This window comes from Novosphingobium sp. TK46, assembly GCF_055361525.1.
Genome location: NZ_CM143963.1, coordinates 1,442,621 through 1,467,357, shown reverse-complemented (window position 1 = coordinate 1,467,357; position 24,737 = coordinate 1,442,621). Strand labels below are relative to the sequence as shown.

The 24,737-nt window shown below is 66.2% G+C and carries 25 protein-coding genes and 1 tRNA gene; 13 read left to right on the top strand and 13 right to left on the bottom strand.

Features of this window, described 5'->3' with window-relative positions; genetic code table 11:
* Positions 1 to 122 precede the first annotated feature (122 nt).
* The 4 genes from ACXJ1Z_RS07010 (at position 123) to ACXJ1Z_RS06995 (ending at position 3,119) form a co-directional block, all read left to right on the top strand.
* Entirely contained in the window at positions 123 to 1,472 is a 1,350-nt protein-coding gene (locus ACXJ1Z_RS07010) for a S41 family peptidase (RefSeq protein WP_463780585.1), read from the top strand.
* Complete coding sequence (locus tag ACXJ1Z_RS07005; protein WP_463780583.1) at positions 1,469 to 1,963, top strand: disulfide bond formation protein B; 495 nt, start codon at positions 1,469 to 1,471, stop codon at positions 1,961 to 1,963. The genes ACXJ1Z_RS07010 and ACXJ1Z_RS07005 overlap by 4 nt, the downstream gene beginning before the upstream one ends.
* Positions 1,956 to 2,468, top strand: coding sequence for a demethoxyubiquinone hydroxylase family protein (locus tag ACXJ1Z_RS07000; RefSeq protein WP_463780582.1), 513 nt, complete (start codon positions 1,956 to 1,958; stop codon positions 2,466 to 2,468). The genes ACXJ1Z_RS07005 and ACXJ1Z_RS07000 overlap by 8 nt, the downstream gene beginning before the upstream one ends.
* A gap of 105 nt (positions 2,469 to 2,573) precedes the next feature.
* Positions 2,574 to 3,119: a hypothetical protein gene (locus ACXJ1Z_RS06995; RefSeq protein WP_463780581.1), complete on the top strand. Its 546-nt coding sequence runs from the start codon at positions 2,574 to 2,576 to the stop codon at positions 3,117 to 3,119.
* A 47-nt stretch (positions 3,120 to 3,166) separates the two neighbouring features.
* On the opposite strand, the gene fabI is transcribed toward ACXJ1Z_RS06995, so the two are convergent.
* The 3 genes from fabI to ACXJ1Z_RS06980 all read right to left on the bottom strand — a co-directional run bounded on the left by fabI (position 3,167) and on the right by ACXJ1Z_RS06980 (position 6,001).
* Positions 3,167 to 3,970 (bottom strand): enoyl-ACP reductase FabI, encoded by an 804-nt coding sequence (gene fabI, locus ACXJ1Z_RS06990; protein WP_463780580.1) that lies wholly within the window; start codon positions 3,968 to 3,970, stop codon positions 3,167 to 3,169.
* The gene (locus tag ACXJ1Z_RS06985) at positions 3,967 to 4,956 is read right to left on the bottom strand and encodes a YihY/virulence factor BrkB family protein (RefSeq protein ID WP_463780578.1); all 990 of its coding nucleotides are present in this window, start codon (positions 4,954 to 4,956) and stop codon (positions 3,967 to 3,969) included. The genes fabI and ACXJ1Z_RS06985 overlap by 4 nt, the downstream gene beginning before the upstream one ends.
* Before the next feature lie 94 nt (positions 4,957 to 5,050).
* A complete protein-coding gene (locus tag ACXJ1Z_RS06980) occupies positions 5,051 to 6,001 on the bottom strand; it encodes a DnaJ C-terminal domain-containing protein (protein WP_463780577.1) in 951 nt (316 codons plus the stop codon).
* A 127-nt stretch (positions 6,002 to 6,128) separates the two neighbouring features.
* Here ACXJ1Z_RS06980 and pdxH point away from each other — a divergent pair, with 127 nt between their 5' ends.
* Genes pdxH through ACXJ1Z_RS06965 form a run of 3 tightly spaced genes read left to right on the top strand, consistent with a single transcriptional unit; the run spans position 6,129 to position 8,490 of the window.
* The gene (gene pdxH / locus ACXJ1Z_RS06975) at positions 6,129 to 6,740 is read left to right on the top strand and encodes a pyridoxamine 5'-phosphate oxidase (RefSeq protein ID WP_463780575.1); all 612 of its coding nucleotides are present in this window, start codon (positions 6,129 to 6,131) and stop codon (positions 6,738 to 6,740) included.
* Positions 6,737 to 7,696: a cation diffusion facilitator family transporter gene (locus tag ACXJ1Z_RS06970; RefSeq protein ID WP_463780574.1), complete on the top strand. Its 960-nt coding sequence runs from the start codon at positions 6,737 to 6,739 to the stop codon at positions 7,694 to 7,696. The genes pdxH and ACXJ1Z_RS06970 overlap by 4 nt, the downstream gene beginning before the upstream one ends.
* Positions 7,696 to 8,490 carry a PhzF family phenazine biosynthesis protein gene (locus tag ACXJ1Z_RS06965; protein ID WP_463780572.1) on the top strand — a complete coding sequence of 265 codons (795 nt, stop codon included), beginning with the start codon at positions 7,696 to 7,698 and terminating at the stop codon, positions 8,488 to 8,490. The genes ACXJ1Z_RS06970 and ACXJ1Z_RS06965 overlap by 1 nt, the downstream gene beginning before the upstream one ends.
* 6 nt (positions 8,491 to 8,496) lie before the next feature.
* Here ACXJ1Z_RS06965 and ACXJ1Z_RS06960 read toward each other — a convergent pair whose 3' ends face one another.
* On the bottom strand, positions 8,497 to 9,642 hold the full coding sequence (locus ACXJ1Z_RS06960) for a serine hydrolase domain-containing protein (protein WP_463780570.1): 1,146 nt from the start codon (positions 9,640 to 9,642) through the stop codon (positions 8,497 to 8,499).
* Between the two features lie 29 nt (positions 9,643 to 9,671).
* On the opposite strand from ACXJ1Z_RS06960, the gene ACXJ1Z_RS06955 reads away from it, so the two are divergent.
* Positions 9,672 to 10,028 carry a hypothetical protein gene (locus tag ACXJ1Z_RS06955; RefSeq protein ID WP_463780569.1) on the top strand — a complete coding sequence of 119 codons (357 nt, stop codon included), beginning with the start codon at positions 9,672 to 9,674 and terminating at the stop codon, positions 10,026 to 10,028.
* Between the two features lie 65 nt (positions 10,029 to 10,093).
* Here ACXJ1Z_RS06955 and ACXJ1Z_RS06950 read toward each other — a convergent pair whose 3' ends face one another.
* The 3 genes from ACXJ1Z_RS06950 to hflK form a co-directional block, all read right to left on the bottom strand.
* Positions 10,094 to 11,638: a Do family serine endopeptidase gene (locus tag ACXJ1Z_RS06950; protein ID WP_463781190.1), complete on the bottom strand. Its 1,545-nt coding sequence runs from the start codon at positions 11,636 to 11,638 to the stop codon at positions 10,094 to 10,096.
* Positions 11,639 to 11,803: 165 nt separating this feature from the next.
* Positions 11,804 to 12,643, bottom strand: a complete 840-nt coding sequence (gene hflC / locus ACXJ1Z_RS06945) for a protease modulator HflC (protein WP_463780567.1) — start codon at positions 12,641 to 12,643, stop codon at positions 11,804 to 11,806.
* Positions 12,640 to 13,836: a protease modulator HflK gene (hflK, locus tag ACXJ1Z_RS06940; RefSeq protein WP_463781189.1), complete on the bottom strand. Its 1,197-nt coding sequence runs from the start codon at positions 13,834 to 13,836 to the stop codon at positions 12,640 to 12,642. The genes hflC and hflK overlap by 4 nt, the downstream gene beginning before the upstream one ends.
* A 143-nt stretch (positions 13,837 to 13,979) precedes the next feature.
* Here hflK and ACXJ1Z_RS06935 point away from each other — a divergent pair, with 143 nt between their 5' ends.
* From ACXJ1Z_RS06935 to ACXJ1Z_RS06915, 5 genes are all read left to right on the top strand, one after another.
* On the top strand, positions 13,980 to 14,963 hold the full coding sequence (locus ACXJ1Z_RS06935; RefSeq protein ID WP_463780565.1) for an Mrp/NBP35 family ATP-binding protein: 984 nt from the start codon (positions 13,980 to 13,982) through the stop codon (positions 14,961 to 14,963).
* 31 nt (positions 14,964 to 14,994) lie between these two features.
* On the top strand, positions 14,995 to 17,265 hold the full coding sequence (locus ACXJ1Z_RS06930) for a molybdopterin cofactor-binding domain-containing protein (RefSeq protein ID WP_463780563.1): 2,271 nt from the start codon (positions 14,995 to 14,997) through the stop codon (positions 17,263 to 17,265).
* On the top strand, positions 17,265 to 18,305 hold the full coding sequence (hemH, locus tag ACXJ1Z_RS06925; RefSeq protein WP_463781188.1) for a ferrochelatase: 1,041 nt from the start codon (positions 17,265 to 17,267) through the stop codon (positions 18,303 to 18,305). The genes ACXJ1Z_RS06930 and hemH overlap by 1 nt, the downstream gene beginning before the upstream one ends.
* Before the next feature lie 218 nt (positions 18,306 to 18,523).
* Positions 18,524 to 19,534 carry a MarR family transcriptional regulator gene (locus tag ACXJ1Z_RS06920; protein WP_463780561.1) on the top strand — a complete coding sequence of 337 codons (1,011 nt, stop codon included), beginning with the start codon at positions 18,524 to 18,526 and terminating at the stop codon, positions 19,532 to 19,534.
* Positions 19,535 to 19,645: 111 nt separating this feature from the next.
* Positions 19,646 to 19,721, top strand: a tRNA-Val gene (locus ACXJ1Z_RS06915).
* Positions 19,722 to 19,909: 188 nt separating this feature from the next.
* Here ACXJ1Z_RS06915 and ACXJ1Z_RS06910 read toward each other — a convergent pair.
* The 6 genes from ACXJ1Z_RS06910 to ACXJ1Z_RS06885 all read right to left on the bottom strand — a co-directional run bounded on the left by ACXJ1Z_RS06910 (position 19,910) and on the right by ACXJ1Z_RS06885 (position 24,718).
* Entirely contained in the window at positions 19,910 to 20,515 is a 606-nt protein-coding gene (locus ACXJ1Z_RS06910; protein WP_463780559.1) for a response regulator transcription factor, read from the bottom strand.
* 158 nt (positions 20,516 to 20,673) lie between these two features.
* Entirely contained in the window at positions 20,674 to 21,045 is a 372-nt protein-coding gene (locus tag ACXJ1Z_RS06905; protein ID WP_463780558.1) for a flagellar protein FliS, read from the bottom strand.
* 1 nt (position 21,046) lies between these two features.
* Positions 21,047 to 22,483: a flagellar filament capping protein FliD gene (gene fliD / locus ACXJ1Z_RS06900; protein WP_463780557.1), complete on the bottom strand. Its 1,437-nt coding sequence runs from the start codon at positions 22,481 to 22,483 to the stop codon at positions 21,047 to 21,049.
* A 30-nt stretch (positions 22,484 to 22,513) separates the two neighbouring features.
* Positions 22,514 to 23,653 carry an EscU/YscU/HrcU family type III secretion system export apparatus switch protein gene (locus ACXJ1Z_RS06895; RefSeq protein ID WP_463780555.1) on the bottom strand — a complete coding sequence of 380 codons (1,140 nt, stop codon included), beginning with the start codon at positions 23,651 to 23,653 and terminating at the stop codon, positions 22,514 to 22,516.
* Positions 23,650 to 24,432, bottom strand: coding sequence for a flagellar biosynthetic protein FliR (fliR, locus tag ACXJ1Z_RS06890; protein ID WP_463780554.1), 783 nt, complete (start codon positions 24,430 to 24,432; stop codon positions 23,650 to 23,652). The genes ACXJ1Z_RS06895 and fliR overlap by 4 nt, the downstream gene beginning before the upstream one ends.
* A 13-nt stretch (positions 24,433 to 24,445) precedes the next feature.
* Positions 24,446 to 24,718, bottom strand: coding sequence for a flagellar biosynthetic protein FliQ (locus tag ACXJ1Z_RS06885; RefSeq protein ID WP_463780552.1), 273 nt, complete (start codon positions 24,716 to 24,718; stop codon positions 24,446 to 24,448).
* Positions 24,719 to 24,737 lie beyond the last annotated feature (19 nt).

Genomic DNA, 24,737 nt, shown 5'->3' with positions numbered 1-24,737 from the left:
CGTGCCGCAAACGCCATCCTTCGGGCAGGTGCTGGTCATACCCGCCGATGCGCACTAATAACTGATATACGCAATGCACCGACGCGCTCCTGCGCGGTCACTAGAGAGGCCGTTCCGCCCCGATGAAATTCGCCCCCCTCCTGCGCGCGACCATGCTGGTCAGCGCCGTCGCGTTGATCCCGGCCGCGACTGCCGGCCTCGCCGCGGTCGATGCGCGCAGCGGACCGCAGTTCGGCAAGTTGCTGGCGATCTACTCGCTGGTGAAGGAGAACTACGTCGACAAGGTCGATGACGACAAGCTGCTGAAGGGCGCCATCGATGGCATGCTGGCGAGCCTTGATCCGCACTCGACTTATCTGGACGGTCCCTCGTTGCAGCGGATCGAGACGATGATCGACGGCAACTACACCGGGCTTGGCCTCTCGGTGGTCGAGGAGGATGGCGCGGTGAAGGTCGTCTCGCCGTTCAAGGGCAGCCCGGCGGAGAAGGCGGGAATCAAGGCGGGCGATTTCATCACCCACCTCGACGGGACACTGTATTTCGAACGCGACCTGGATGAAGCGGTCGCCAAGATGCGCGGTGCGGCGGGCACGTCGATCCGGTTGACGATCTTTCGCACGGGCCGCGACGAGCCATTCGACGTCACCGTCACGCGCGGCGTGATCGAGCTGGAGCCGGTCACCTCCGAGCTGCAGGGCGATGTTGGCGTGATCTCGGTCAACGAATTTTCGCGCGATGTCGGCAAGGACGTGAACCTCGCGATCAACTCGCTCAAGGCGCAAGTCGCCAAGACGCCCAAGGGCAAGCTGGCCGGGCTGGTGCTCGATCTGCGCTCCAACCCCGGCGGGTCGCTGGACGAGGCGGTCGCACTGTCCGACCTGTTCCTGGAAAAGGGCGACATCGTCTCGCAGCGCGGCCGCGTCGCGTCCGAGAACCAGTTCTATCGCGCCGAATCGGTGTTCAAGGGCGATGCGATCAAGGGTATGCCGATGATCGTGCTGATCGACGCCGGCAGCGCCTCGGCATCCGAGATCGTCGCGGGCGCGCTGCAGGACCAGCATCGCGCGGTCATCATGGGCGAGACCAGCTTCGGCAAGGGCAGCGTCCAGTCGCTGATCGGCCTGGACAAGACCAGCGCGGTCAAACTGACGACGGCGCGCTACTTCACGCCGTCGGGCCACTCGGTGCAGGAGGGCGGCATCGACCCCGACATCCGCGTGCCGCAGCTTACCGATCCTGACGCCAAGGCCCGGTCGCAACGCGCGGTGCGCGAATCCGATCTGCGCGGTCACCTGATCAACGAGGCCTCGCTCGACGACAAGGAGCTGGAGACCGACAAGAAGGACGATCCACGCTTCACCGCGACGCCCGAGGAATTGAAGAAGCAGGGCATCAAGGACTTCCAGCTGCACTACGCGGTCCAGACGCTCGATCGCACCGCCGGGCGGCCGGCGCTCGCCGCGCGCAAGTGACGGTTGCCATACCTGCCTCGGGCCCGCTGCGGGGGGCACGCTGGCTGGCGCTGCTGTTTCCGACTGCGGCGTTGGCGGCCGTTTATGTCGCGCAATACGGGTATGGCCTGGTACCGTGCGAGATGTGCTGGTGGCAGCGCTATCCGCACTTTGCTGCGCTCGCCCTTGCAGCGGTTGCATTCGTGGTCCCGCCCCGCGTTCCCGTGGCGCTGGCCGCGGTCGCGATCGCCGTGTCGGGGCTGATCGGCGGCTTCCACGCCGGCGTCGAGTATGGCTGGTGGAAAGGCGTGACCGCATGCACCGCCAATGCTTTCGCCGCTGGTGGCGACCCGCTCGCGGCGATCCTGGCCGCGCCGGTGGTCCGCTGCGATGTGGCGCCCTGGTCCTTGCTCGGGATCTCGCTCGCCGGCTGGAACTTCCTGTTCTCGCTCGCCACGGCGTTGGCGATCGCAATTCTCCTCAAACGCGGCAGGACTTTGGTCGATGGATAAGCGTTCGGAGCGCATGCTGCGTGTCGATCAGGCCGGGGAGTACGGGGCGACGCGCATCTATGCCGGCCAACTGGCGGTAATGGGCAGTCGCGCGCCCGGTGCGGGCGAGATCGCCGGCATGGCCGCGGCGGAGGCAGAGCACCGCGCGGTGTTCGACGCGCTCATCGCACGGCGTGGCGTCAGGCCGACGCTGCTGCAACCCGTGTGGTCCGCCGCCGGCTTCGCACTGGGCGCGGCGACGGCGCTGCTCGGACCCGAGGCGGCGATGGCCTGCACCGCCGCGGTCGAGACCGAGATCGAACGCCATTACAGCGAGCAGCTGGACGAACTGGGCACCGACGACCCGGAACTGGCCGGACATATCGCCAAATTCCGCGACGAGGAGCGCGAGCATCACGATGCCGCCATTGCCGGTGGTGCCGAGAAGGCGCCGGCCTATGCCTTGCTCTCCGGCGTCATCCGGCTCGGATGTCGTTTCGCGATCAAGGTGTCCGAACGCATCTGATGAAGGCTTGGGCGGGAACCAAACCGCCCGGCTTCAGCTATCATTCAAGCGGTGCCGACCTTATATGATGGGCAAGAGGCGCCTTGCCTGATGGAGCTATCGATTATGTTGCGCACTTTGACCGTCGCTTCCGCACTCGCGTTCGCGGCGTTTGCCGTTCCCGCCTTTGCGCAGGACGATGGTGGCAGCGACAAGGTCAACCAGGTGATCGTCTATGGCGACGATCCCTGCCCGGCATCGACCGGTGACGAGATCACCGTCTGTGCCCGCAAGCCCGAGGGCGAACGCTATCGCATCCCCGAGCCGCTGCGCGGCATCGATCGCCCGACATCGGAAGCCTGGAGCAACAAGGTAACCGCTTACGAAACGGTCGGCCGCTTCGGAACCGACAGTTGCTCTCCGGTGGGGGCGGGCGGTTTTACCGGCTGCAACCAGCAATTGCTGCAAAAGGCGCGGGCCGAAAAGAAGAACGGCACCGACATCAAGTTCGGCGAACTGATCCAGAAAGAGCGCGAAAAGCGCCTGTCGACGATCGACGCTACCGCCGCGGATGAGCAGGTGAGCGTCGAAGCCGAGGAGCGGGCCTACGAAGCGCGGCAGAAGGCGGCGGCGGATGCGAAGGCCGGGACTGCGGCTACGACGACCCCGTAAGCCTCTACCTACTTAGTAGCGTCGTTGCCAAGCAGCCGGCGCTACGATCAGGTCAGCGCGATATCCGGCGCGTCTTCCTGCTTCATGCCGACGACGTGATAACCCGCGTCCACATGATGCGTTTCCCCCGTCACGCCAGAGGACAAGTCTGACAGAAGGTAAAGACCGCTGCCGCCGACATCGTCGATGGTGACGTTGCGACGCAGCGGCGCGTTCAGCTCGTTCCACTTGAGGATGTAGCGGAAGTCACCGATGCCGCTGGCGGCCAGGGTCTTGATCGGACCAGCTGAGATCGCATTCACCCGGATGTTCTGCGGGCCCAGGTCGTTGGCGAGGTACTTCACCGAAGCCTCCAACGCCGCCTTGGCCACGCCCATCACGTTGTAGTGCGGCACGACCTTTTCGGCGCCATAGTATGTCAGCGTCACGATCGAGCCGCCGTTGGGCATCATCGCCGCCGCGCGCTGCGTCACCGCGACCAGACTATAGGCCGAGATGTTCATCGTCATCAGGAAGTTGTCGAGGCTGGTGTCCATGTACTTGCCGCGCAACTCGTTCTTGTCGGAAAAGCCGATCGCGTGGACCACGAAGTCGATGGTCTCCCATCGCGCCTTCAGTGTCGCGAAGGCGTCATCCAGCGCGTCCATGTTGGACACGTCGCATTCCAGCAGGAAATCGCTGCCCAGGCTTTCGGCGAGCGGCCTGACCCGCTTGGCCAGTGCTTCGCCCTGATAGGAGAAGGCCAGTTCGGCACCGTGCTCGGCCAGCTTCTTCGCGATCCCCCAAGCCAGCGACTTGTCGTTCGCCAGGCCCATGATGAGACCGCGCTTCCCCTGCATCAGACCAGTCATCTATTGTCTTCCCGTACAATGTCTTCGCCGCCGCCGGAGTGGGCGAGCGCCCGCTCCTCAGGCGTTTGCGTCAGCGCCGCATTCAGTTCGGCGCCCATTACCATCCCTAGTCCGACCAGCCAGAAAAAGAAAAGCGCGATCATCACTCCGGCCAGGCTGCCGTAGGTCAGATCGTAAGTGAGGAAGGTGCGCAACACGCGCGGCAGTCCCAGCGCCACCATCACCCACCATGCGGTGACCAGCAGCGCCCCGGGCCAGCGCGGATAGATCGGCTTCTGGTATGCCGATGGCGTCAGCGTGTAGAACAGGGTGTAGATCGACGCATAAAGCATCAGCGCGGTCAGCCCGTGGGTGAACACCAGCGTCGCGATCGGGGCGGGCAACTTGGGGAACAGCGCGAAGACGATCTCCTGGATCGAGGCGATCAGCACTTGTCCCGAAAGCGAGACGAGCAGAAGCAGCACCGCACCCAGGATCATGCCGGTCGAGGTCAGGCGATAGCGCCAGAAGGCATGGCTGGGTTGCGTGCCATAGGCCCGGTGCAGGATGTCGCGGATCGTCTCGATCAGGCTGGCAGCGGTCCAGATGCCGAACAGTCCACCCGCCCACAGCAGCCAGCCCTGCCGCGCCGCCGCGGTATTGTGCGCCACCGGGGCCAGAACCTCAGACACACGAGCGGGAAGCGCGGCCAAGAGCGAATCGATCGATGCGTCGAGCTGCGTCTGCTCGCCGATCAGCGAGAACACCGCCGCGACGACGATGAAGAACGGAAACAAGGCCAGCATCGTCATGTAGGCAAGATTGCCGGCATGAATGAAGCCATCCTGATACGTGCCGGCAATCACCCGCCAGGTGACGTTGATGACGCCCGAGCCGATGCCGGTCTTCTCGTGGATGCGCGCCTGCATGCCCGAGCTGCGGCGCACGGCATCCTGCCGCCGCGCCTCGGGTGTGAGCGCCGATTTCGATGCGGTGGGCTCGGTCATCGTGGCCGTGCCCGTGCCGGCGAACTCCCGACAGCATCGTCAGGCACCGCGCGCTCGCCGCCTCCCCGACGTGGGGAGGGACCCGGCGCATACTTCAAACGACCAGCTTTCCGCGCACGTCGCGCGCATCGGTCCAGCCTTGCAGCCGCTGGGCCAGGTCCGCGTCGCCTTCGGGCAGCGTGATTTGCAGCGTCACCATCTGGTCGCCCCGCGTGCCGTCCTTGCGCGTGAAGCCGCGACCCTTCAGCCGCAGCACCTTGCCCGAGGAACTGCCCGCCGGCACCGACAGCATCACCGCGCCGCCAACGGTCGGTACGCGCACTTTTGCGCCGTTGACGGCCTCGTCCAGCGTGACCGGCAGGTCGAGCCGCACGTCGTCGCCCTCGCGCTTGAAGAAGGTGTGCGGCTGGATCTGGATGGTGACGATGGCATCGCCGGCACCACCGGGCCCGGCCTCACCCTTGCCGCCGAGCCGCATCTGCGTGCCGTCCTCCACGCCGTTGGCCAGCTTGAGGTCGATCGTCTTGCCATCGCTGAGCGTGATCCGCTGCGGGCTGAGATTGGCCGCGTCGGGAAGGGACACAGCCAGACGATAGGCGACATTGGCCCCCTTGGGTGCCGCGCGCCGCTGGCGTCCGCCAAACGGGTCGCCGCCGCGGGCGCCGGCACCGGCCGACCTTCCGCCGAAGACGTCGCCGAACAGATCGCTCAGGTCGATGCCTTCGCTGGAAAAGCCTTCGAAACCACCGCCCTGGCCACCGCCGCCAAAGCCGCGCTGACCGCCGCCGAAGCCGCCGCCCTGGCCGCCGAACCCCATCGGGTTGCCGTCCGCATCGATCTCGCCGCGATCGAAACGCGCCCGCTTGTCCTTGTCGGACAGCAGGTCGTAAGCCGAAGTGACCACGCTGAAGCGCTCGGTCGCCTTGGGGTTGTCCTTGTTCGCGTCGGGGTGGAGTTCCTTGGCCAGCTTGCGATAAGCGGACTTGATCTCCTTCTCGCTCGCGCCGCGGGTCACGCCCAGTGTGGTGTAAGGGTCTGCTGCCATATCGGCGACATAGCTAGGATTGCGAGAGCATTCCGGCAAGCGGCGCGTTGGCACTAACCGTCATCGTGCGGTAACTGAACCGGCATCGACGCGTTATCGCCACGACACTCCAGCTTCGAGTACTCCGATGGACCTTGATACCAGCCAAGACGTGATCCCGCAGACGGACCCGTTTGCCTTGTTCGATCGATGGTACGCCGAAGCGCACGAATTCGAACTCAACGATTCGAACGCGATGGCGCTGGCTACCGCGACATCGCGGGGGGTGCCATCGGTCCGCATGGTATTGCTGAAGGATCATGGCCCCGACGGCTTCGTGTTCTACACCAATGCGCAAAGCCGCAAGGGGCGCGAACTGCTGGCCAATCCGGTGGCTTCGCTGCTGTTTCACTGGAAGAGCCTGCGCCGCCAGATCCGCATCGAAGGTACGATCAGCGAAGTCGATGCGAGCATGGCGGACGACTACTTCCATTCGCGCGCCCGCGATTCACAGCTCGGCGCTGTCGCCTCCGATCAGTCCGCGCCGCTCGATTCGCGCGAGACGTTCGTGACGCGTTTTCGGGATGTCGAGGCACGCTTCGCCGAAGGCGAGATCGAGCGTCCTGCCCACTGGACGGGCTTTCGGGTGACCCCGCGCGTCATCGAATTCTGGATCGACCGCCCCAACCGCCTGCATGAACGCCGCCAGTTCGTGCGTGACAGCACCGCCGGCTGGTCGAGCACGCTGCTCTATCCATGACCGCCTCGGGTGCGCTCAACCGCAGTGCCGCGTACGCCAGCATCGGCGCGGCATTGGTGTTGCTGGGGCTGAAGGGCTGGGCGGCATGGTCGACCGGGTCGACCGCGATGCTCGGCAGCCTTGCCGACACCACGCTCGATCTCGTCGCCAGTTGCGCGACGCTGGCAGGGGTGTGGATTGCGGCGATGCCCGCCGACGACAAGCACCGTTTTGGCCACGGCAAGGCCGAGGCGATCGCGGCGCTGTTCCAGGTCGTGCTGATCTCGATTTCGGCGCTGGCGATCGCAGCGCGCGCGATCGAGGAGTTCATCGCCGGGTCGCGCACCGTGGCGGCGCAGGACGGTATCGCGGTGTCGGTCGTCGCGATCGTGATGACGCTGGCCCTGCTCGCCTGGCAACGCCATGTGGTGCGACGCACCGGCAGCCTGGCGATCCACACCGACAGCGTGCACTACCAATCCGACCTGCTACTCAACATCACGGTGATCGCCGCGCTGCTGATTGATCACTATGCCGGGGTCGCTGGGGCCGACCCGGTGTTCGGCCTGGGCATCGCCGCGTGGCTGGGATGGAGCGCGTGGGGCGCCTCGCAGGCGGTGGTCGAACAGCTGATGGATCACGAATGGCCGGTCGAGAAGAAGGACCGCTTCCTGGCGGTGCTGGCACGAAATCCCGACATCACCGGCGTGCACGACATGCGCACGCGCACCTCGGGCAACCGCGATTTCGTGCAGTTCCACGTCTGGATCGATCCCGAGATGACGCTGGGTGAAGCGCACCGGGTGATGGACGAGATCGAGAATCGCCTCCAGGCCGAGTTTCCGGACGTCGAAATCCTCATTCATCCCGAACCGGTCGGGCATGTCGACGAGATCGGACCGGCGGGGGAAGACGTGTTGCCACACGTATGCGATGTCGAGGCGCACTATGCCCGGATCAAGCAAGGACGCACCTGATGCCGACCGTTCCCTACTGGCATGTCGATGCCTTCGCCGATCGACCCTTCGCCGGTAACCAGGCGGCGGTGATGATCCTCGATGGCTGGCCCGACGATGCCGTGCTCCAGGCGATCGGGGCGGAAAACCTGTTTGCCGAGACCGCCTTCGTCGTGCGCGACGCGACCGGCGTGGCCGACTGGGAACTGCGCTGGTTCACGCCGGCCTGCGAGATCCGCCTTTGCGGCCACGCCACGCTCGCCTCGGGCCACGTCTTGCTAGGGCTTGAGCCGGAGCGCGGGGCCGTGACCTTCCGCACGCGCAAGGCCGGCCTGTTGCAGGTTCGCCGCGACGGCGCGACACTGGAACTGGCCTTGCCGACGATCGCCACCGAGCCGGGCCGGTTTGCCGAAGCGGCGGCGTTGCTGGGGGCCGAACCCGTCGAGACCTGGCGATCCGAGCTGGGATACAACGTGTTCCTCTATCCCGACGAGGCGGCGGTGCTGGCGTTGAAGCCGGACATGCGCGGGCTTGAGGCATTGGGCGACGACCAGTTCATCGTCACCGCCCCGGGAACGACCAGCGATGTGGTCAGCCGTGTCTTCGTGCCCGGCGGCGGCATCGACGAGGACAGCGTGACCGGTTCGGCGCACGCGGTGCTGACGTCTCTCTGGGCGGGCAAGCTGGGCCGCGACACGTTCACCGCCTTCCAGGCCTCGACGCGTGGCGGGCACTTGACCTGCCGTCGCGATGGCGATGTCGCCTGGCTGGGCGGTCCTTGCGTGACCGTGGTCGAAGGCACGTTCACCTTCTGAAGAACGTCACCCGGGAAACAGCGCGATCAGTTCGCCCAGTCGCTCGTGCAGTGCCGCTTCCTGCATGGGCGAGGAGTGGCCCAGCCGTACCACCGTCAGCAACTGGTCGGGTGAGCCGACTACGTACTGTCCGTAATCGCCCAGACACGCGAACATCTTCTTGCGGCCCTGGCCCGGCCACAACGGAGCCGGCCCTGTTGGCGCATTCGCATTGAGCCACACGCCCGCGCCGTATGCAGGATTGCGCGGGCTGGGCTTGCGCATGAAGGTGACCCAGCGGTGGGGCAGCACCTGCGCGCCTTTTACCGAACCGGCATGCCGCAGGAATTCCCCCAGTTGCGCCCAGTCGCGCGCGGGAGCCAGCATTTCGCTCGATCCCACCATCGTTCCGGTACGATCGAAGCTGACGCGCATATCCTTCATGCCCACCGGATCGAGCACGCGGTTGCGCAGGTAGTCGGCCACCGCGCGCCGGCGACTGGCGGGATCACGACTGTCGGTAAGGACGCGCGCGGCAAGGTCGGCCAGGATCACCCCGGTGGCGGACGAGGGTTCGAACGCGCGGCCTGCCGGCGCTTCCAGTGGTTGCGCTTCGGCGTAGGCCGCCATGTCGTCGCGCCCGTCGAGGAACAGCAGCCGCGTTCGATCGGACTTGCGATCCGCGCCATCGCCTTGCGCGGTGGTTTCGGTGTGACGCAATCCGGAGCGCATCTGCAGCAGCTGGCGCAAGGTGATCTCGCCACGTGGGTCACCCGGGCGCTGCCAATCGGGCACCGGCGCGGTCTCGTCCATGCGCAGCCGTCCGTCGCTGACCAGCTGGCCGATCATCAGGGTGGTGACGCATTGCGCCATCGACCAGCCGGGCAGCGGTGTCTTGGCATCGATCCCCGGCGCGAAGCGCTCCACGACCACGCTGCCGCGCTTCATGACAAGCAGCGCCTGAGTCGGCCCCACGCTTTCGTCGTCGAACAGCGCATCGATCGTGCGCGCCAATGGCAACCGCGCGGCGCCGCCATCGTCGCGCACCGCGGCCTGTGCTTCGGCGCTGGGCGGGGGCGGGCCTTCCTGTCCACTGCCACATCCACCCAACATCAGCAGCGGGGCTGGCAGCAGGGCGAGGGCGAGGATAAGGGGCAGGCGGCGCGGCGACATCGCGCGGGTGATGTGCGAGAGGCGGGGCGATGGCAACAGCCAAGAGGGCAGAGATGCAGCACCGTCAGCCGGTCCGCTGGGGACGAAATCTCACGATCCTGGTGTTGCTGATCGCGTCTGTCGTGACCGCCTGGTTCTGGAACCGCATGCAGGTCGCCGCGCAAACCCGCACCGCCTATGCGGCGCAGACCGGCTGCCTGTGCCGTTATACCGCACAGCGCAGCCTGGCTTCGTGCCAGGGCGATGCCGGTGTCAAACAAAGCTGGGTCGGCTTGCACGAGGATGCACAGGCGCGCAGCCTGACCGCGAGCGTGCCGCTGCTGGTCAGCCAAACCGCGCGCTGGTCGCCCAAAGGGGGCTGTGTGCTGGATCCCTGGAAAGATTGAGCGGAGGCGATCGGCCGCTTGCGTTTGAAGCCACCGACCGTCGCATGACGGTCGGTGGCAGATCCTCAGCGGATGCGGATCGGCAGGTAGGTGGCGGGCTGGCCACGGCGTTGCACGCGCAGAAGCACGGCATCGCGGTTGGAGCTCTTGGCCGCGCGGGCAGCGTTGTCGAGGTCCTGCGTCCCGGTCACATCCTGATAGTTGACCGACAGGATGATGTCGCCCCGGCGCAGACCCTTCTGGCCGGCGTCCGAGCTTGGATCGACAGCGGTGACGACCACCCCGCGCGTACCATCGGCGGCACCAAGCTGGCGGGTGATCTGCGGAGTCAGCGGGATCGCGGTAAAGCCGAGCGCCTGATTGGCGATCGCCGGATTGGGATCCTGCTGCGGCTGGGTGAGATCATCGGGGCTCTGGTCCGGATCGGCGTCGAAGCTTTCCTGCGCCAGTTGCTCGCTGCTCGGTCGCTTGCCGACGGTGGCATTCAGCGTCAGGCGCTTGCCGTTGCGGATGACCTCGACCGGAATGCGGGTTCCCGGACGCTCGTTCGCCACGATGAACGACAGGGTCTGCTCGCGAGTGACGTCCTTGCCGTCGATCCGCACGACGACATCGCCAGCCTGCAGGCCAGCCGCCGCGGCGCCGCCGCCGGGCGTCACCGCCTGGACGAACTCGCCACGATTGCGCGGGATGCCCAGCGATGCAGCCAGATCCTCGGTTACCGGCATGATCTGGATACCCAGATAGCCACGCTCGATCGCGACACCCTTGATCAACTTCTGCACGATCGGCGAAGCGGTCTCGGCCGGGATGGCGAAGCCGATGCCGACGCTGCCGCCGGTGGGCGAGAAGATCGCGTTGTTGATGCCCACGACCTGGCCGTTCATGTCGAACAGCGGGCCACCGGAGTTGCCCCGGTTGATCGAGGCGTCGGTCTGCAGGTAGCGGTCGTAAGCGCCGCCGCCGGTGTTGCGGTAGACGGCCGAGATGATGCCGGCGGTGACGGTGCCACCCAGCGCGAACGGGTTGCCGATCGCGATCACCCAGTCACCCACGCGCGCCTTGCTGGAATCACCGAATTTGACGAACGGCAACGACTTGCTCGCGGTGATCTTCAGCACCGCAAGGTCGGAATCCGCATCCTTGCCGACCAGCTTGGCGGGATAGTCGGTTCCGTCGGGCATGGTCACGGTGATCGATTCGACCTGCGCACCCTTGCTGTCGGCGGTGATGACGTGGTTGTTGGTGACGATATAACCGTCGGCCGAGATGATGAAGCCCGAGCCCAGCGACTGCGCCTCGCGCGTTTGACCGCCACCGCCGCCGCCCTGGCCACCACCGAACAGCCCTTCGAACGGGGTGCCGGCGAAGGGGTTTTGTTGTGCCGCCGATACCTGCACCCGCTGGCGCGTGGAGATATTTACGACCGCCGGGGCGAGCTGGGCCGTCAGGTCGGCGAAGCTGGATGGGGCGCCGGCCCGCGGGACGACGTTCGTCATCTGGCTGGCTTCGTTCTGGGCGACTTGCGCGCCTGCCGGCAAACCGGTGACGAGTGAGGCGGTGGCGCCCCCGACCAGAAGGGCGGTGGTCAATCCATAAGCATAGCGCACTGGCTTCACGTCCTTTATTTCCTCCAATGCGGCGTTCCTGCCAGAAGCAGGCGCGCCGACTTTCCGGCTCGGCATCGATTCAGACTTCGGCGGCTTAACCGGCATTGAATGGCAGGTGTTCCCACCTCATTCGCCGATCGTCCGGCCCGGGTCTCCCCGGACGGCTCACGGCCCTTTGAATTCCTTCAGGTACGAGTTGTCGGGGGACAGCACGATCGTCGTGCCGGCTTCGCCATCGCCAAACGCGAAGTCGTAGCTCTGCATCGCGCGATAGAAATCATAGAACTGCGGATCCTTGCCGAAGCTTTGCGCATACGTCTTCGCAGCCTGTGCTTCGGCCTCGGCGCGGGTGATCTGCGCCTGTTTCTGGCCTTGTGCCCGGATCGTCGTCGATTCCTGCTCGCGCGCGGCCTGCATGCTCGAGAACGCGCTTTCGAGGGCGCCATCGGGCAAGTCCGCGCGCTTGATCCTGACATCGACGATCTGCGCACCGTATTCGCGCGCCTCCTTGTCGAGCCCGGCGCGGATGTTTTCCATCGCCCGGCCCCGCTCCGCCGTGAGCAGCGAGCGGAAGGTGCGCTTGCCCAGTTCCTGGCGCAGGACGGACGTCAGGATCGGCTCGAGCTGTTCCTGCACTCGTTCCGGCGTGCCGGCGGTGCGCACCATGCGCACCGGATCGATGATGCGGAAACGCGCGTAAGCATCGACGTTCAGCCGCAGCTGATCGGTCGAAAGCACCTGCTGGGGCTGCATGTCGAGCGACAGCAGCCGCTTGTCGATCCGGATCACGCGCTCGGCGAACGGAATGCGCAGGCTCAACCCCGCACCCGTGCTGCCATAAGGCACGTCGGCGCGATAGCGGTTGATCACGCGCACCGGATCACCGAACCGCAACACGACCGCCTGCTGTTCCTCGGGCACCATGATCACGCTGGCGAGCAGGACGATGATCAACGCGACCGCGGCGACCAGTGGCGCCTTGTAGGTTTCCCAGATGGCGTTCACTGAGCCGCTCCCGTGGTTGCGCCGGTCGTCGGAGCCGGGCTGGGCGCCGGGGCGGGCGCCGCCGCAGCCGCGCCGCGACGGCGCACTTCCGGCAGGGGCAGGTAAGGCGTGACGCCGTTGCTTTCCACGATCACCTTGTCGTTGTTGGCGAGCACTCGCTCCATGGTTTCGTAGTACATGCGCCGCTTGGTGACTTCGGGGGCAAGCTTGTACTGCTCGTACACCTTGTCGAAGGCGGCAGCGTCACCCTGCGCACGGGCGAGCAGCTGCTGCGCCCAGGCGCGCGCGTTCGAGCGATCACGCTCGGAATCCTGCTGTGCCGCCGTGACTTGCTGGAAGGCACCGATAACCTTGGTGGGCGGATCGGCCTTCTTGATCTCGACACCCTGCACGATGACCCCGGCCTTGTAGAAATCGAGCACGCGCTGCATCCGTTCGCGCACCGCCTGTTCGGTCTGCGCGCGTCCTGCGCCCGAAAGCGCGCCATCCAGCGTGACTTCCGCGATCGCCGACCGCATCGCCGCCTCGGCCACTTCGCGCACGGTGTCTTCCGGATCCGACAGCCGGAAGCGGTAATCCATCAGGTTCTTGATGTTCCAGCGCACGAGATACGACAGGTCGACTAGGTTCTGGTCGCTGGTGAGCATCAGCTTCTCACCCTCGCCCTCGGGGATGGTGTAGCGCTGGATCGAGGTCACGTCGGTGACTTCGACCTGCTGGATCGGCCAGGGCAGCGTGATCGACACGCCCGGCCCGATCGTGCGCGCGTACTTGCCGAAGGTCATGACGATGCCTTCTTCCTTCGGCCCGACCATGTGCACGCTGGTGACGCCCAGCCAGACGAGCGCGACACCCGCGACGACAAGCGGAAGCCAGCTCTTGCCGTCGGGGCGCACCGGCATCCGAGGCATGCCACCACCACGACCAGGGCCGCCGCCGCCGCCTCCGCCCTGACGTTGATCGCGGCTCTTGAAGATGTCCTCTATGCCGGCAGACCGACGCGGTCGCTCAGGGGGATTGCCGGCGGGGGGCAGCCACGGGTTGCGTGGGCCGCGTTCCGGCGTGGAGTCGGCGGGCTTGCCGGAGGTGCCGGGATCGGCGGCAGGATCGCCGGTGCCTTCGCCGCCGGTTCCATCCTCAGGCTCGGAGCCCTTGCCACCATCGCCGCCCCAGGGGCTGCGTCGTCCCGCCATCGCGAGCGCTCCGCGTGCCCATCCACCACCAAACGTTTTCATGGCCTCGTTATAGGAACGGCTTGCCGCTAAAAACAGTGTCCTTCTCGCCCTTTTTCCTTGCTAGGGAGCCCGGGGGCGCCAAGCTCCCACACGGAGCGGACATGAGCAGCGATCCCGTAGAGAGTCTGAAGGCACGCCTGCCGGCACGGTCGAAAGAGCGGCTGCAATCGCTGCGGGTAACCGATGGTCGCGCGATCCTGGTGCTCGACGCGTCGGGATTTACCGCGACCGAGCGCGATGCGATGGAAGGCGAGGCGCGCGGTGCGCTGGAAACGGTCGACGGCATTGCAGAGGTGCACGTCGCGATGACCGCCGAACGTGGCGACAGTGCCGGGCCGCGTCGCCGGATCATCGCCGTCGCCTCGGGCAAGGGCGGGGTCGGCAAATCCACCGTGGCGACCAACCTGGCGGTGGCGCTCGCGCGGGCCGGACACCGGGTCGGCGTCGTCGATGCCGATATCTACGGTCCGTCGCAGGCGCGGTTGCTGGATACCGAAGACCAGCGGCCGATCGCTCGCGACAAGAAGATGATCCCGCTGCAAAGCCGATGGGGCGTGTCGGTCCTGTCGATGGCCCATCTGGTCGAGCCGGGGCAGGCCGTCGCCTGGCGTGGGCCGATGGCAGGCAATGCGCTGGTGCAGATGCTGGAGGGCGACTGGGCAGGCGTCGACGTGCTGGTGGTCGACTTTCCGCCGGGCACCGGTGACATCCAGCTCACCATGCTGCAGCGCTTCAAGCCGGATGGCGCGGTGATCGTCTCGACTCCGCAGGATCTGGCGTTGATCGATGCCACCCGCGCGATATCCCTGTTCGACAAGGGCGGCGTGCCGGTGATCGGCTTGATCGAGAACATGGCCGGCTATGCCTGCCCGCATTGCGGCGAAGTCAGCGATCCGTTCGGTCGCGGCGGTGCGGAAGCCGCCGCCACGGACGGCCAGCACCGTTTCCTGGGGCGCATCCCGCTCGATATCGCCATCCGGCAGGAAAGCGACGCGGGTACGCCCCCGGCGGCCGGCGACGGTCCGCAGGCGCAGGCATTCATCGCGATCGCCGGGCAAGTCGCGGATTGGATCGCCGCACGGTGATGCGCCGCCGCCCGACGAGCCGCGGCTGACCATGGCCGTCACCCGGCGGGGCGTGTTGGTGGGCGGGCTCGCGAGCGGTGCGCTCGCGGTCGGCTACCTCGTGCGTCCGCACCGGTATCCGCTGCCGCTGGCGCCGGGTCGCGATGAAGTCGCCTTCGATGCCTGGCTGAAGTTGAGTTTCGACGGTGTGGTGACGGTGGCCGTGCCGCAAGTGGAGATGGGGCAGGGCGTGACCACCCTGATCCCGCAAGTGGCGGCGATGGAACTGGGGGCCGACTGGCGGCGGGTGGCCGTGGAGCCGGCGCCCGCCAGCGCGCTCTATGCCAACGTGCCACTGGCCTCGCGCTGGGCCGAACTCACCATGCCGGCCACGCCGGCCTGGCTGACCGGTGAGAACGGCGCGCTCGTTCGCCGCTGGGCGCAGGACCATGCCTTCGACGTCACGGCGGACGGCACTTCACTTGCAGCCTACGAGGCGCCGGTGCGAGCGGCGGCGGCATCGTTGCGAGCATTGCTGTGCATGGCCGCGGCGAAGCGGTGGGATGTGTCTTGGCAGCAATGCGATACGCGCGACGGCTTCGTGACGCACGGGGCAAAGCGCATCGCCTTTGGCACCCTTGCCGAAGAAGCAGCGGAGTTCGATCCTCCCGGCACCCCGCCGCTGCGCGTAACGGCACCTGCGGAGGATCCCGGCACGATGCCGCGCGGCGCAGCGATCCGCTTTCCCCGGCTGGACCTGCCGGCGAAGGTGGATGGCAGCTACACTTTTGCCGGCGACGTTCGCCTGCCGGATCTGGTCTATGCCGCGATCCGCCATGGTCCGATCGGCCAGGCGGTCCTCGCCGGCTACGACAAGACCGCAGCGGTCGGCACGCGCGGCCTGTTGACGTTGGTTCACAATCCCGGCTGGGTCGCGGCGGTGGCGACCAACTGGTGGGCGGCCGAAAGCGCGCTCAAGCTGATCGACGCGCGGTTCTCCGCTACCGATCGCGCCGACAATAACGCCATCGATGCGGCGATGGAACAGGCGATGCGAAGCGGCAAGGCGACGCGCATCCACAGTCGCGGCGATCCTGACAGCTATCTTACCGGACGTCTGCCGCTGCAACTGCGTTACCAGGTCGCGCCCGCGCTTCACGCCACGATCGAGACGGCGACCGCCACGGCGCGCTTTCATGACGGCCGCCTCGAGCTTTGGCTGGGCACCCAGGCGCCGCAAGCCGCGCGTGAGGCGGCTGCGCGCGCGCTGGGCATCGAAGCGCATCGCGTGGTGCTTTATCCGATGCCGCTGGGTGGCAGCTTCGATGCCCGGCTCGAGCATGATCATGCGGTAGAGGCCGCGCTGATCGCACAGGCTTGCGGCCGCCCAATCCAGCTCGTCTGGTCGCGCAAGCAGGAGCACATGGCCACCAGGCCACGTCCGCCGGTCGTCGCCATGCTGGGCGCCAATCTCGATGGCGAGGGCCGGATCGGAGGTCTGCGCGCGCGGATCGTCGCGCCGCCTTCGGCGCGCGAGTTCGGGCGACGCCTGTTCGCGCAGGACACGCCGCACGATGCAATCGCGGCGACGGCGGACGCGGCGGATCCGCTGGTGATCGAAGGCGCGATGCCGCCTTATGCCATCGCCCACCTCGCCATCGATCACGTGCCGGTGCGCGTGCCGCTTCCCACCGGGCGGATGCGCGGCAACGCCCACGGCTATACCGCCTTCTTCACCGAATCCTTCATCGACGAGCTGGCCCATCGCGCCGGACGAGAGCCGCTGGCCTACCGCATGGCGATGCTGGGCAACGATCCCCGGCTTGCCGCCTGTCTCCAGCAGGTCGCCAGCTTGTCGGGTTGGGGTGGCGGCGGTGACAACAGCGGACAGGGTATCGCCTGCCATGTCATCGACGATCCGGTGCGGCCCGGGCGCATTGCGATGGTAGCCAGCGCCAGGCGTGAGGCCGGCGGCGTGCGCGTCGATCGTCTGGCAGCGGTGGTCGATATCGGCCGCATCGTCAACGTGGATATCGCGCGTCAACAGATCGAGGGCGGGCTGATCTTTGGCCTCGGGCTGGCGCTGGGTTGCAGCACCGGGTACGAAGCCGGCCTGCCGGTTACCGGGCGGCTGGGCACGCTGGGTTTGCCGGTACTCGCCGACTGCCCGACGATCGAAGTCGGCTTTATCACCAGTGTCGCCGAGCCGGCGGATCCCGGCGAGTTGGGGGTCGCCGCCGTGGCGCCCGCCGTTGCCAATGCGCTGTATTCCGCAACCGGCTTGCGGCTGCGACAGTTACCCCTGCTTTCGGAGGACGTGTGATCCCCAATACCACCCCATCAACATTGGCGGCCAAGCCTGCGGACCACCCACGCGTCGCGTTTGGCCGGGTCGGGGTCCTGCTGGTGAACCTGGGCACGCCCGACGCTTCGACTCCGGCGGCGGTGCGCCGTTACCTCGCCGAATTCCTCAGCGATCCGCGCGTGGTCGAGATCCCGAAAGCGGTTTGGAAGCCCATCCTCCACGGCATCATCCTTCGCACCCGCCCCGCCAAGTCGGCGCATGCATACCAGCAGGTATGGACCAAGGACGGCTCGCCGCTGGCTGCGATCACCGCACGCCAGGCCCGCGCCTTGCGTGAGCGGATGGGCGATGGCGTGCTGGTCGATTGGGGCATGCGCTATGGCAAGCCTGCGGTTGGTGATCGCCTCGCCGCACTCAAGGCGCAAGGCTGCGATCGCATTCTGGTGGTGCCGCTCTACCCGCAATACTCCGCCGCCACCAATGCGTCGGTGCTGGATGCGGTTGGTCAAGCGATGGGGGCGATGCGCTGGCAACCGGCCTTGCGAACGTTGCCCCCGTACTATGACGATCCTGCCTATATCGAGGCATTGACCACGGACCTGTCCTGCCAGATCGATGGCTTGGCGTTCAGGCCGGAGGTGCTGCTGCTGTCGTTTCACGGCATGCCAGCACGGACGCTGGAGTTGGGCGATCCGTATCACTGCCATTGCCGGAAGACCGCGCGGCTGCTGGCCCTGTCTCTGGCGCCGCGATATCCGGAAATGCGAATCGACACGACGTTTCAGTCACGCTTCGGTCGCGCGAAATGGCTCGAGCCTGCGACGGACACCACGATTGCGGCCGAAGCGCGTGCCGGGACGCGCCGCATGGTCGTCGCTGCGCCAGGCTTTTCCGCCGACTGCCTCGAGACGCTGGAGGAACTGGCGATACGCGGGCGCGAGACGTTCCTCGAAGCCGGCGGGACACAGTTCGCGACGCTGGCCTGCCTGAACGACGGTGCCGCTGGCATGGCCATGCTGGAGCGAATCGTGCGTCGCGAACTGGGTGGCTGGGTCTGACGCATTCCACCGGAATGGGGTAACCAGCAGACTGCCCGGTCCGTCCCCGCTCGGGGCAGGCGGATGCATGCAGCGTTCGCCAAACGATAAAACGCCTTAGATTGAACGGTTTGGCTCCGAGGCCCTCCGCCACCTAGGTATTTTACCAAGCGTCGTTGACATTTACCTGCTTTGTTCCATTATTGTTCTTGTTATCACCTTCGTGACGAGAGCGCGCCATGAACAATTCGACTTCCGCCCTAAGCCGTCCCCAAGATCAGGTCGATGACTGGGCCTATGGCGCCACAGCGGACGGACCTGCCGGGCTGCCTCTGGCGCTTTCGATCTACGCCGACCGATCGCTCGTTCGTAGCGTCCTGTCGGAGGATGCGCAGGCCGCCGGGTTGCGCGTCGGCGTGGCTGCGGACCTCGGCGCCTTGAGCGATGGCGACGCGCGGCCGCTTGGTGATGTCGTGCTTGTCGACTGTCCGGTCGTCGATGCCGCCACGCTTGCCGCGCTCTCGCGCCTCGATGTGCGGGCGAAGCGATCCGGAACCAAGCTTATCGTTTCGACAAGCGTTGCCGCATTGGACGATGTCTTCGGCTGCCTCGATCAGAGCGGGGCGCAGATCCTGGTCGATCCAGATCGTGCCGAACGCGTGATCGCGCTGGGTCACGTCATGGCGCAGTTCCCCTCCGCGCGGCTGCGTGAGCTTTCCGAGGATGAGCGGCACCTGCTCATGCGACTGACCGAACAGGTGGGCCAGATCGCCGGTCGGATCGAACGCCTTGCCCCGACGCCGCCGGGCCAGACGCAAGCCGTGGCTGTGGCCGGGACGCAAACGCTGGCCGCTCCGGAGGTCCAGCCCGAAGACGCCCGCGCCACACGTGCCGTCCGTCCGCCCCTGCCGGATCCACGCCTCGTGCGCCGCATCATCCGCCATCGGCAGCTTCGCGGTCGGTATCTCGACGCCCAACTTTTCGCCGACCCGGCGTGGGACATGCTGCTCGATCTTACCGCGGCGCGTGTCGAGCATCGCCGGGTGTCGGTGACGTCGTTATGCATCGCCTCGGGCGTCCCGCCGACCACGGCCTTGCGCTGGATCGGCCAGATGGTGGAGCAGGGTCAGTTCGTTCGTGTCGGCGACCAGACCGATCGCCGCCGCGCGTTCATCGAATTGAGCGAGCGGTGCGCCGACAGCATGGCGAAGTACTTCGCCGAGATCGGCACCACGACGACGATGGTCTGATCGGGACGGCGATTGCGATCCTAACCTGGTCGACCGTCCATTGGGCAATTGCGTGACAGCGGCGATTGACGATCGTGCGATTTGGCGGCATTGCGCCTCCACCGGCATGCCGGGCGGTTAGCTCAGTTGGTAGAGCATCTCGTTTACACCGAGAGGGTCGGCGGTTCGAGCCCGTCACCGCCCACCACTCTCCGAGAGAGTCGACTTCCATTTATCCATCGCAATGATCACGGCATAGACCGCGGTTATCGGCCATCGCATTTGGGGGCCGTCGTGCTGCTCGACCAAGTGTGCGCGCTTGGTTCGTGTGTATCCGCTGTCAGCGTCGATGAGTGGCAGCGGAATTCTCGGGCGCGCACGTCATGCCGGTGACAATCAATTGACCAGTGCGGCCTCGATAGCGATGCGAATGGCTTCCGAGGTGTGGTTGGCGCCCAGTTTGTTGAGCATATTGGCCCGATGGATCTCGACCGTCCGGGGGCTGATCGCCAGCTTTTCGCCGATCAGGCGGTTGGACAGACCGCTGGCGACACCATCGAGCACTTCGCGTTCCCGTTTGGTCAATCGATCCAGCCGAGACCGCGCCATGACCTCGCGCAGCTTCGTATTGCCTGTCCCTTCGGATTTGTCAGTCGCGCGGGTCAGCGCGTGGCCAAGCTCGGCTGGCGTGATCGGCCAGGCGACGTAATCGATGGCACCGTCCAACACCGCTTGGACGATCTGATGTGGCGAGGGATCTTCGCAAAAGGCGATGATCGGATACCATTCGCCATCGGCGGCCATTTTCTCGATCAGATCACCGATCGACCCGGCATCATCGTGCATCATGATCACGCCCGAACGCGGCCACGCCATCGCCAGTTCGCCGATGTTCTCGAACGGTTCGACATGGATCTGGCTGGCGGCGAGGGCGTGGCTGATCGCCGCGCGGCGTCTGGAATCGCGATCGACCAGAATGAGAGTGGAAACGTGCTGCACCATGAAGTGCCCCCTAATGGTTTGTGCCTAGGGGGAGCTTCGGGTTTTTTAGCCCTGCCGGGTGCTTTGTCCGATCCGATTCCGAGCGACAAGCGGCTCTGCACCGGGCAAAGTCTTGCGGAGGCGGGCTTAGATAAAGCCCGTTATGGGGGCTATACTCGTCATGCGCTGCGAAGCGCCTTGCCGATATCGATGAAATCGCTGCGTAAAGTGTTAATTTTGCGCGAATCAAACGCAGTAGCGCTATCGAGAATGGTGCGCCGCGCGGCTTCATAGACCTGGCGCAGTGCTGCCGCGATGCCCTCTTCGCCGCTGACACCGAGTTGCAGCGCGGTCACCGATGTCAGCGCGCGTGTGATCGACCGGCTCTTGAGTTCGTTGTCGCCCCCGGTGGCGGCATGCAGTGCGGTTCCGAGCGCACCGATCAGGTGCTCGATACACAGGTGCACGAGGTCCGACGGTCCCGATGCGCTGACGCGCGCATCGAAGTCCACCCGGCGATAGGCTTCCTGGGGGGTGCGGGCGATCATCATCCTAGTTGCTCGACTTGTTCCAGGCGGCGATCTGGTTCTGGATGAACGACAGCGTCGACTTCGAGGCAGTGATCCGGGTATCGGACGCGGCATAGCGCGCGGTCAGGTTGGCACGCAGCGTCTCCTGCTTGGCGGCGATGCCCGACTGATCCTGCTTCACTTGCGCCAACTGCTTGTTGAAGCGGCTGATCGATCCTCCCAGAGAGCCGGGATCGCTCGGGCTCGAAGCACTGCGGCCCAGTTTGTCGATCGTCGCGAAAACGCCGTACAGCCCGGTGGTGAACATCGCCGCGACACCATCCGGATCCTTGGCGAGCGTGGCATTCAGGCGATTGCTGTCGAGCACGAAGGTGCCGTCGCGCTGGGTCGAGAGACCCAGATCCGCCAGGGTCTTCGCCGCGCCCGTGGCATTGGGCATGACGGTGGAGCCGGCAAGCTGGCCAAACGCCTTCTTGAGCGCCCGCGCGCCGTTGTCCGCGCGCAGATCGCCCGATGTGGGGTCGGTGGCGGTATTGAGCGCGCCCGCGATTTCGTTGAGAGCGGCGGTCAGGTCGGCCATCGTCGTCGCCAGCGCGGCGGACGTATCCGTGAACGCCACGGTGGTGGGCGCGCCGGTGTTCACGCCGGTCAGCTTCAGGGTGACGCCCGGAATCGCCTCGGACACGGTGTTGGAGGTTGCGGTGCGCGAGATGCCGTCCACCAGAAACTCCGCATCGCTGGCCGTCGCGATCAACTGGCTGCTGGCCGCAGGTGTCCAGGCGAGGTCTGACAAGCTCGGAGTGCCGGCGTCTGGCGTGGTTGTGATCTGGAAGCCGTTGGCGGCCCCTTCGGCACCCTTGAACACCAGCTGTGCGCCCGTGCCGGTTTGCGCGACATAGGCGGTGACGCCGGATTTTTTGGCGTTGATCGCGTTGGCGACGTCGTTCAGCGTGGCTCCGGCGGGTATCGCGATGTCGACCGCCGCATGAGCGCTGTCGGGGTTCAGAACGCCGCCGGCTATGGTTCCAAAACTCAGGGTGAGCGTGCCCGAGCCGACCTTACTGGTGGGCGTGTCATACGGCACGCTGGTCAGCGTCTGGCTCTTGGCCAGCTTGGTGACCTCCAGCGAAAAGTTGCCGGCAGGCGTGCGCGTGCCAGACAGCGTCCCGCTCGCCACGGCGGCGTTGGCGATCTGGGGCTGGGGCGAAAGGCTGCCGGTGCGCACCGCCGTGCCCAGCGATGTCGAGAAGGTCAGCAGCATCGACTTGATGTTCGATGCCGAAGAGATCTGCGCGGTGAGGGTCTCGGTCTTGTTGGTAAGCCGATCGACCTGGCTGGCGAACTGGGCGGTAGCCAGATTGGTGGCGAGCGCCGCCATGTCGATGCCGCTACCGGCGCCGAGCGCGGTGACGAGTGACTGCGTGGCGCCCGTCGAAGTGGTCGAAGTGGTGGTCGTCATGGTGATAAGAACGGCTTTGCGGCGCCGGTCTTAAGCGAGAATCGACGGATCGAGCCTGCCGTCGGTGTCGAAACGCAGGGTAACCGGCACGGAGACGTCGGGCCGTGCCGGATGCTCGCCGCGCCTGATCGCGAACACGAACGCCAGGATCGCGGCGACGGCGACGTAAAGCTCCTCGCGGATCATCTGCCGCTCGCGCGTGGTGTAATAGACCGACCGGGCGAGCGCCGGGTATTCGAGGATCGGCACGTTGTACTCGGCTGCCAGCTCGCGCATCGCCAGCGCCTTGTCGCCCCGGCCTTTCGCCAGCACCACCGGCGCCGCGCCGATCTCCGGATCGTAGGTGAGTGCGACCGAGAAGTGCGTCGGGTTGGTGAGGATGAACTGCGCCTCCTTCACCGCCGGGATCAGGCCGCCCATGGCGATCTTGCGCTGGCGGTCGCGCTGCGCCGCCTTGTTCTCGGGCGAACCTTCGCTTTCCTTATGCTCGTCGCGCATCTCCTGCATCGTCATCATCAGGCGATTGCGGCGCCGCAGCCACTGGACCGGAAAGTCGATGAAGGCGATGATGACCAGGCCGCCCGACAGGGTGAACAGCAGCATCACGATCTCGTGCCAGCCATAGGCGAGCTGTTCGAACAGTTCGCCCCGGCCGAGGCGCGACAGGGCGCCCAGATGATTGCTTCCCCAGTAATAGGCGATCGTGCCCAGCAGCACGACCTTGGCGATCCCTTTGCCCATCTCGATCCAGCCATTCGCACCGAACATGCGGCCAAGGCCGGACATCGGGTTCAGCCGCGAACCCTTGGGCGCCAGATTGCCGGCGATCCAGCGTCCCTCGCCAAAGCCAAGTTGCGACGCGACACTGATGACGATCACGCCGACGCCCAGGATGGCGATGGGCGGCAGCACCGCCCATGTCGCGGCGAACAGCATCTTGCCGGGTTCGAAATCCTCGATCGAGGCGCGGTCCCAGGTGAAGCTGGAGCGAACCGTCTCGACCAGCAGGCGCAGCATCCAAGGCCCCGCGAGCAGCAGCCAGGCGGCAGCGACCAGCGTCGCGCCTGCGGTCGCCAGCTCGCGCGAGCGCAGGACGTCGCCCTTCTTGGCGGCATCGCGCACCCGCTTCTGGGTTGGTGCAAACGACTTTTCGCCGGCGTCTTCGCTCATTTGGCGAGCACCCTTGCCGTTGCGGCGAGCGCGTCGCTGGTGAGCAGGCTGGCCTGATCGGTCAGCACCGGCGCCGCGACGATCAGCCCGGCGATACCGGCGAGCACCCCGGCGGGCAGGCCCAGCGAGAACAGGTTGAGTGCAGGGGCCGAGCGGCTGAGGATGCCGGTTACCACTTGGACCACCAGCATGATCAGCGAGACGGGCAGGGCGATTGCGACGGCTGTGATGAACATCGTCCCGCCAAAGCTGGCGATTTCGGCCAGTTTCTCAGCGCCTAGCCAAGTCTGGCCTGGGGGGAACACGCGATAGCTTTCGATGACGAGGGCGATCCACTGCAAATGACCGCCCAACGCCAGGAAGATCAGCGTGACGACGACCGTGAAATACTGGCCGAGCGCGGGCGACTGGCTGCCCGAGTTGGGATCGACGGCGGTCGCCATGCTCATGCCCATGGCACCCCCGATCATCTCGGCTGCGATCACCGGTGCGGCAAAGGCGAACTGCAGCACGAACCCCAGCGCCACGCCGACCAGCACTTCGCCCGCGACACTGACCATGCCGGCGACCGAGAGCAGGTTGGCGGGCGCGGCGACCGGGGACCACGCGCAGATCAGCACCGCGATCGCGCCCGCCATCATCACCCGCGCCTGCGCCGGCACGCCGGCCATGCCGAACAGCGGCGCGGCGACCAGCGCGGCGCCGACGCGGGTCATCACGAAGACCAGGCGCCAGAACTCGTTCTCCAGCGGGCCGAAGCCGAAGTCGAGCTGGAGCACGGCGTCTTGCCCGCTACTTCGAGATGTTGGCGATCTGGGCGAAGACGTCCTGCGTGAAGTCTCCCACCAGCGCCATCATCGATCCGCCCATGACGACCAGCACCAGCGCGGTGATGGCCAACTTTGGCACGAAGGTCAGCGTCTGCTCGTTAACCGAGGTCGCGGCCTGGATCACGCCGACCACCAGCCCGACGGCCAGCGAGGCAAGCAGGATCGGCGCGGCGACAAGCGCGGTTGTCCAGAGCATCTGGTCCGCCAGGGCAAGCGGCGCGGTGATATCGTCCATGACGCGTAATCGCCTAAAT